This window comes from Stenotrophomonas sp. 3diitr2024 (assembly GCF_042136455.1).
GTDB lineage: Bacteria > Pseudomonadota > Gammaproteobacteria > Xanthomonadales > Xanthomonadaceae > Stenotrophomonas > Stenotrophomonas sepilia.
The window spans coordinates 1-6,929 of sequence record NZ_JBHHMJ010000565.1 but is presented as its reverse complement, the minus strand read 5'-3'; the positions used below and the strand labels follow the sequence as shown (position 1 = coordinate 6,929).

The following is a 6,929-nucleotide window of genomic DNA, read 5'->3' as shown; positions in this document are numbered from 1 at the left end:
GGATCCGCAAGGATCCGGCCCTTTTCTCAATCGGGCGCAGCCGCGCCGTTACTTGGCTGCCAGCTGGCGAAGCACGTACTGCAGCAGGCCGCCATGACGGAAGTACTCGACTTCCTTCGGGGTCAGCAGCATCACCGACACCTCGAAGGTCTTCTTCGTGCCATCGGCCTTGGTGGCGGTAACCGTGGCGCGCTTGCTTGCACCATCCTGCAGGCCGGTGATGTCGATCACTTCCGAGCCGTCCAGGCCCAGCGTCTGTGCGTTCTCGCCGTTGCGGAACTGCAGCGGCAGCACGCCCATGCCGACCAGGTTGGAGCGGTGGATGCGCTCGAAGCTCTCGGCGATGACCGCCTTCACCCCCAGCAGCAGGGTGCCCTTGGCCGCCCAGTCACGCGACGAGCCGGTGCCGTATTCCTTGCCGGCCAGCACCACCAGCGGCACCTTGTCGGCCTTGTACTTCATGGCCGCGTCGTAGATCGCCAGCTTTTCCGGCTGGCCACCACCGGCCGGGTAGTACAGGGTGTTGCCGCCTTCCTCGCCACCGAACATCAGGTTCTTGATGCGGATGTTGGCGAAGGTGCCGCGGACCATCACGTCATCGTTGCCGCGACGGCTGCCGTAGCTGTTGAAGTCGGCCGGCTGCACGCCGCGCTCCTGCAGGAAGCGGCCTGCCGGCGAGTCCTTCTTGATGTTGCCGGCCGGGGAAATGTGGTCGGTGGTGATCGAGTCGCCGAACAGGCCCATCACGCGTGCGCCGTGCACGTCGTCGATGCTGCCGGTCTGCATGGTCATGCCATCGAAGTAGGGCGGGTTCTTGATGTAGGTGGAGGCGTCGCTCCACTCGTACAGGTTGCCGTCCGGCGAGGCGATCGTGTTCCAGCGGGTATCGCCCTTGAACACATCGGCGTAGTTCTGCTTGAACATCTCCGGGCCAATGGTGGCGGCGATGACGTCGCCGATTTCCTTGTTGCTTGGCCAGATGTCGCGCAGGAACACCGGCTGGCCATCGCTGCCGGTACCCAGCGGCTGGGTGGTCAGGTCGATGTCGGTGGTGCCGGCGATGGCATAGGCCACCACCAGCGGCGGGCTGGCCAGGTAGTTCATCTTCACTTCGGGGTGCACGCGGCCCTCGAAGTTGCGGTTGCCCGACAGCACCGAGGTCACCACCAGATCGCCAGCGGCGATGCCGGCGCTGACTTCGGTCGGCAGCGGGCCGGAGTTGCCGATGCAGGTGGTGCAGCCGTAGCCGACCACGTAGAAGCCGATCTTCTCCAGCTCCTTCAGCACGCCGGCCTTTTCCAGGTAATCGGTGACCACGCGCGAGCCTGGGCCGAGCGAGGTCTTGACCCACGGCTGGCGGTTCAGGCCCTTGGCGGCCGCGTTGCGGGCCAGCAGGCCGGCACCGATCATCACCGCCGGGTTGGAGGTGTTGGTGCACGAGGTGATGGCGGCGATGACCACTGCGCCATCCTTCAGCCGCACCTTGCGGCCTTCGATCTCGATGTCGGCAAAGCCCTTGGCCAGCTGCTCGTTGCCGACCGCGGCGCCGCCGCCTTCGTTGACGAAGGTGGCAACGTCCTCGCTGCGCTTGTCACGGTTGGCAGTCATGCCGACCAGCGCTTCGCGGTAGTTCTTCTGCACGTCTTCCAGCAGCACGCGGTCCTGCGGGCGCTTCGGGCCGGCGAGCGACGGCTTCACCGTGCCCATGTCCAGTTCCAGCGTGCTGCTGTACTGGGCGTGCGGGCTGCCGGGTTCGTGCCACAGGCCCTGCGCCTTGGCGTAGGCCTCGACCAGGTTGATCTGCTCTTCGCTGCGGCCCGACAGGCGCAGGTAGTTAAGCGATTCCGTGTCGATCGGGAAGATGCCGCAGGTGGCGCCGTACTCCGGGGCCATGTTGCCGATGGTGGCGCGGTCGGCCAGCGGCAGGTGCTGCAGGCCGTCACCGTAGAACTCGACGAACTTGCCCACCACGCCCAGCTTGCGCAGCATCTGGGTGACGGTCAGCACCAGGTCGGTGGCGGTGGCGCCCTCGGGCAGCTTGCCGGTCAGCTTGAAGCCGACCACCTGCGGGATCAGCATCGACGACGGCTGGCCGAGCATGGCGGCCTCCGCTTCGATGCCGCCCACGCCCCAGCCCAGCACGCCGATGCCATTGATCATGGTGGTGTGGCTGTCGGTGCCAAACACCGTATCCGGGTAGGCCACTGCCTTGCCGTCCCTGTCCGCGGTCATCACCACGCGGGCAAGGTTTTCCAGGTTCACCTGGTGGACAATACCGGTGTTGGGTGGCACCACCTTGAAGTTGTCGAAGGCCTTCTGGCCCCAGCGCAGGAAGCCATAGCGTTCCTGGTTGCGCTGGAACTCGATCTTGCCGTTGAGGTCCAGCGCGTCGGGCTTGCCGAACACATCGACCTGCACCGAGTGGTCGATGACCAGTTCGGAGGGAATCTGCGGGTTGATCTGCTCCGGCTTGCCGCCGAGCTTGACGACGGCGTCGCGCATCGCGGCCAGGTCGACCACGCAAGGCACGCCAGTGAAGTCCTGCAGGACCACGCGCGCCGGCATGAAGGCGATCTCGGTGTCCGGCTCGGCCGCCGGGTTCCAGCGGGCCACGGCTTCGATGTGGTCCTTGCCGACAGTGATGCCGCCGTCCTCGTGCCGGAGCAGGTTCTCCAGCAGGATCTTCATCGAGTAGGGCAGGTGGGAGATATCGAAGCGCTGGCCCAGCGTGGGCAGGCTGAAGTAGTCGTAGGTCTTGCCACCGACATTCAGCTGGCTGCGGGTGGAGAACGAATCGCTCATGCGGGGTAACTCCTTCTTGCGGATGGCTTGCTCTGGCCCGCACATGAGCGGGCCTGCTTGCGGTCGCCGCGGGCCTGGCGGCCCCGGTGGTCCCAGTATGAACCCCAGACTGAATGGATTCATCCGGGCCGGGTTCCGACCTGCGGCATCGGTTCCAGACTACAGGGGAAGGTGTATGGCGTATGTCACGTTTGTGGCCGATCCTTTGCGAGGCAAGGGCTGGCGATGCGCCGGTCCTGTTCAGGGTGGAAGTATGCCCGGGGAAGTATGTATAATTTGTGCATACTCTTGAGGGCCTACTGATGGAAGCCACCGTTGCAGAACGCGGACAGATCACCCTGCCCAAGGCGGTGCGTGATGCCCTCGGCCTGACCAAGGGCACGCTGCTGAAGGTCGAGCTGGACGGCAGCCGCATCATCCTGCGCAAGAGTGTTGACGATGCCATTTCACGGGCGCGCGGCAAGTTCGCGCTGGACGGCTTCGAGTCATCCGACGCGGCCGTGCGCGCGGTACGTGACGAGGAGTAAGCCGTGATGATCGCCGTCGATTCGCCGGTGCTGGTCGAGCTGCTCAGCAATGGCCCGCAGGCCGATGCCGTGGAAGCCATCCTCCGGCAGAGCCTGGTCGGTGGCCGCGTGGTGGTCTGTGGCGCAACCCTCGCCGAAGTGTGCGCATCGCTGCGCGGTGGTGCTGAGGTGCTCGAAGCGCTGGAAGAGATGGGCGTGCACTTCAACCCGATGGAAGCCAAGTCGGCGCTGCGCGCCGGCGAGATGCACCGCCGTCACCGCCAGCGCGGCGGTAGCCGTCGCAGCCTGGACGAATTCATGGTCGGCGCCCACGCACTGCTGCAGTGCGACGGCCTGATCACCTGGAACGACACGTTTTACCGCGACTACTTCAAGGGCCTGAAGCTGATCGTGCCGCACGCCTGAGCCCACTTTTGATTTTTCAACCTACGCATTACCCGGGAGTTGTCATGTTGGAAGCCTACCGCCACCACGTCGCCGAGCGCGCTGCGCTTGGCATCCCGCCGCTGCCGCTGAGCGCGCAGCAGACGGCCGATGTCATCGAACTGCTGAAGAACCCGCCGCAGGGCGAGGCCGAGTTCCTGCTCGACCTGCTGACCCACCGCGTGCCGGCCGGCGTCGATGACGCGGCCAAGGTCAAGGCCTCGTACCTGGCGGCGATCGCGCTGGGCAGCGAGCAGAACCGGCTGATCAGCCGCGAGCGCGCCACCGAACTGCTGGGTACCATGCTCGGCGGCTACAACGTTGCACCGCTGGTGCAGCTGCTGGACGACGCCAGCGTCGGCACCATCGCCGCCAACGGCCTGAAGAAGACCCTGCTGGTGTTCGATGCGTTCCATGACGTGCAGGAGAAGGCCAAGGCCGGCAACGCCAACGCCCAGGCCGTGCTGCAGAGCTGGGCCGATGCCGAGTGGTTCACCAGCAACCCGGAAGTGCCGCAGAGCCTGACCGTCACCGTGTTCAAGGTGCCGGGCGAAACCAACACCGATGACCTGTCGCCAGCACCGGACGCGACCACCCGCCCGGACATTCCGATGCACGCGCTGGCGATGCTGAAGAACAAGCGCGACGACGCGCCGTTCACCCCGGAAGAAGACGGCAAGCGCGGCCCGATCCAGCAGATCCTGTCGCTGAAGGACAAGGGCCACCTGGTCGCCTACGTCGGCGACGTGGTCGGCACCGGCTCCTCGCGCAAGTCGGCCACCAACAGCGTGCTGTGGTGGACCGGCGATGACATTCCGTACATCCCGAACAAGCGCGCTGGCGGCGTGTGCCTGGGCGGCAAGATCGCCCCGATCTTCTACAACACCATGGAAGATGCCGGTGCGCTGCCGATCGAGCTGGACGTGTCGAAGATGGAGCACGGCGATGTCATCGAGCTGCGTCCCTACGAAGGCAAGGCGCTGAAGAACGGCGAAGTGATCGCCGAGTTCCAGGTCAAGTCCGACGTGCTGTTCGACGAAGTGCGTGCCGGTGGCCGCATCCCGCTGATCATCGGCCGTGGCCTGACCGGCAAGGCGCGCGAAGCGCTGGGCCTGGCCCCGACCGACCTGTTCCGCCTGCCGGTGCAGCCGGCCGATACCGGCAAGGGCTTCTCGCTGGCGCAGAAGATGGTTGGCCGCGCCTGTGGCCTGCCGGAAGGCCAGGGCATGCGCCCGGGCACCTACTGCGAACCGAAGATGACCTCGGTCGGCTCGCAGGACACCACCGGCCCGATGACCCGTGACGAGCTGAAGGACCTGGCCTGCCTGGGCTTCTCGGCCGACCTGGTGATGCAGTCGTTCTGCCACACCGCCGCTTACCCGAAGCCGGTGGACGTGAAGACGCACCACACTCTGCCGGAGTTCATCTCCACCCGTGGCGGCGTTTCCCTGCGCCCGGGCGACGGCGTGATCCACAGCTGGCTCAACCGCATGCTGCTGCCGGACACGGTCGGCACCGGCGGTGACTCGCACACCCGTTTCCCGGTGGGTATTTCGTTCCCGGCCGGCTCGGGCCTGGTCGCCTTCGCCGCTGCCACCGGCGTGATGCCGCTGGACATGCCGGAGTCGGTGCTGGTGCGCTTCAAGGGCAAGATGCAGCCGGGCGTGACCCTGCGTGACCTGGTCAACGCGATCCCGTTGTACGCGATCAAGTCGGGCCTGCTGACCGTGGCCAAGGCGGGCAAGAAGAACATCTTCTCCGGCCGTATCCTGGAAATCGAAGGCCTGCCGGAGCTGAAGGTCGAACAGGCGTTCGAACTGTCCGACGCCTCGGCCGAGCGTTCGGCGGCAGGTTGCTCGGTGCGCCTGAACAAGGAGCCGATCATCGAGTACCTGACCAGCAACATCACCCTGCTGAAGTGGATGATTGCCGAGGGTTACCAGGATCCGCGCTCGCTGCAGCGCCGTATCGAGAAGATGGAAGCGTGGCTGGCCAACCCGCAGCTGCTGGAGCCGGATGCGGACGCCGAGTACGCCGCCGTCATCGAAATCGACCTTGCCGACATCCACGAGCCGATCGTGGCCTGCCCGAACGACCCGGACGACGTGAAGACCCTGTCCGAAGTGGCCGGTGCCAAGATCGACGAAGTGTTCATCGGTTCGTGCATGACCAACATCGGTCACTTCCGCGCCGCTGCCAAGCTGCTGGAAGGCAAGCGTGACCTGCCGACCCGCCTGTGGGTGGCCCCGCCGACCAAGATGGATGCCTCCGAGCTGACCAAGGAAGGCGTGTACGGCACCTTCGGCGCTACCGGCGCTCGTATGGAAATGCCGGGCTGCTCGCTGTGCATGGGCAACCAGGCGCAGATCCGCGAAGGCTCCACCGCGATGTCGACCTCGACCCGCAACTTCCCGAACCGTCTGGGCCGCAACACCAACGTGTACCTGGGTTCGGCGGAACTGGCGGCGATCTGCTCGCGTCTGGGCCGCATCCCGACCAAGGAGGAGTACATGGCGGACATCGGCGTGATCAACGCCAATGGCGCGGAGATCTACCGCTACATGAACTTCGACCAGATCGAGGAATACCAGGACGTGGCCAGCACGGTCGCTGCCTGATGCGGTAACGGAAAACCCCCGGCTCGCGCCGGGGGTTTTTTTTGTGAGCGGACGACGCATGGTAGTGCCGGCCGCTGGCCGGCATCCCGCCGAAACGAAGAACCGCAGGTGAAAGCCGGGTTTTTCAAAGCCGGGTTTTTCATTGTGCCCGGCCAGGTGGCCTAGCCCATCCGCCTCGCGGTGAGGGCCTGCTCGTGGGCGAGGTCCTGCTGGGCGTCCTGTTGTGCCTGCGAAATCTGCTCGGCCTTGGCGAGCGACTGTTCTACGGGCGTATTGACGGCCTCACTGATTGGAACCGACGCCCGCAGGTTTACTGGATTGTCGAGCGTTCCCTGCACAACGAACATGCGAGAGGCTGGGCCATCGCTGGGTGAATTGCCCAGTACAACGTGATCGACGCGTTCCAGGCCGCTGCCCTTGGCCGCCGCAAGCAGGCCGGCCGTCACGCGCTCACTGGTTTCATCGAAGCTGCGCCCGTGCCTGGCATCCACGGCGGATACACCCTCGCGAATCTGCCGGTAGAGCGCATGGTCTGGATGGCCTTCCTTCCTGGGATCCA

The 6,929-nt window shown here is 65.5% G+C and carries 5 protein-coding genes; 3 read left to right on the top strand and 2 right to left on the bottom strand.

Annotation, left to right across the window (positions count from 1 at the left end; all coding sequences use genetic code 11):
- Positions 1 to 48: 48 nt before the first annotated feature.
- Entirely contained in the window at positions 49 to 2,802 is a 2,754-nt protein-coding gene (gene acnA / locus ABGA94_RS14575) for an aconitate hydratase AcnA (protein WP_375367618.1), read from the bottom strand.
- A gap of 302 nt (positions 2,803 to 3,104) precedes the next feature.
- Here acnA and ABGA94_RS14570 point away from each other — a divergent pair, with 302 nt between their 5' ends.
- Genes ABGA94_RS14570 through acnB form a run of 3 tightly spaced genes read left to right on the top strand, consistent with a single transcriptional unit; the run spans position 3,105 to position 6,370 of the window.
- A complete protein-coding gene (locus ABGA94_RS14570; protein WP_005409505.1) occupies positions 3,105 to 3,329 on the top strand; it encodes an AbrB/MazE/SpoVT family DNA-binding domain-containing protein in 225 nt (74 codons plus the stop codon).
- A 6-nt stretch (positions 3,330 to 3,335) separates the two neighbouring features.
- Complete coding sequence (locus ABGA94_RS14565) at positions 3,336 to 3,734, top strand: type II toxin-antitoxin system VapC family toxin (protein WP_005416402.1); 399 nt, start codon at positions 3,336 to 3,338, stop codon at positions 3,732 to 3,734.
- 44 nt (positions 3,735 to 3,778) lie between these two features.
- Positions 3,779 to 6,370, top strand: a complete 2,592-nt coding sequence (gene acnB / locus ABGA94_RS14560) for a bifunctional aconitate hydratase 2/2-methylisocitrate dehydratase (RefSeq protein WP_065177630.1) — start codon at positions 3,779 to 3,781, stop codon at positions 6,368 to 6,370.
- Positions 6,371 to 6,531: 161 nt separating this feature from the next.
- Here acnB and ABGA94_RS14555 read toward each other — a convergent pair.
- On the bottom strand, positions 6,532 to 6,929 hold a 398-nt coding region (locus ABGA94_RS14555), incomplete at its 5' end, for an XVIPCD domain-containing protein (RefSeq protein ID WP_375367615.1).

What these genes read in the sequence shown, in the direction of transcription:
- ABGA94_RS14565 (WP_005416402.1), top strand. Translation starts at nt 3,336, where the DNA reads ATGATCGCCGTCGATTCGCCGGTGCTGGTCGAGCTGCTCAGCAATGGC.
- ABGA94_RS14570 (WP_005409505.1), top strand. Translation starts at nt 3,105, where the DNA reads ATGGAAGCCACCGTTGCAGAACGCGGACAGATCACCCTGCCCAAGGCG.
- acnA (WP_375367618.1), bottom strand. Translation starts at nt 2,802, where the DNA reads ATGAGCGATTCGTTCTCCACCCGCAGCCAGCTGAATGTCGGTGGCAAG.
- acnB (WP_065177630.1), top strand. Translation starts at nt 3,779, where the DNA reads ATGTTGGAAGCCTACCGCCACCACGTCGCCGAGCGCGCTGCGCTTGGC.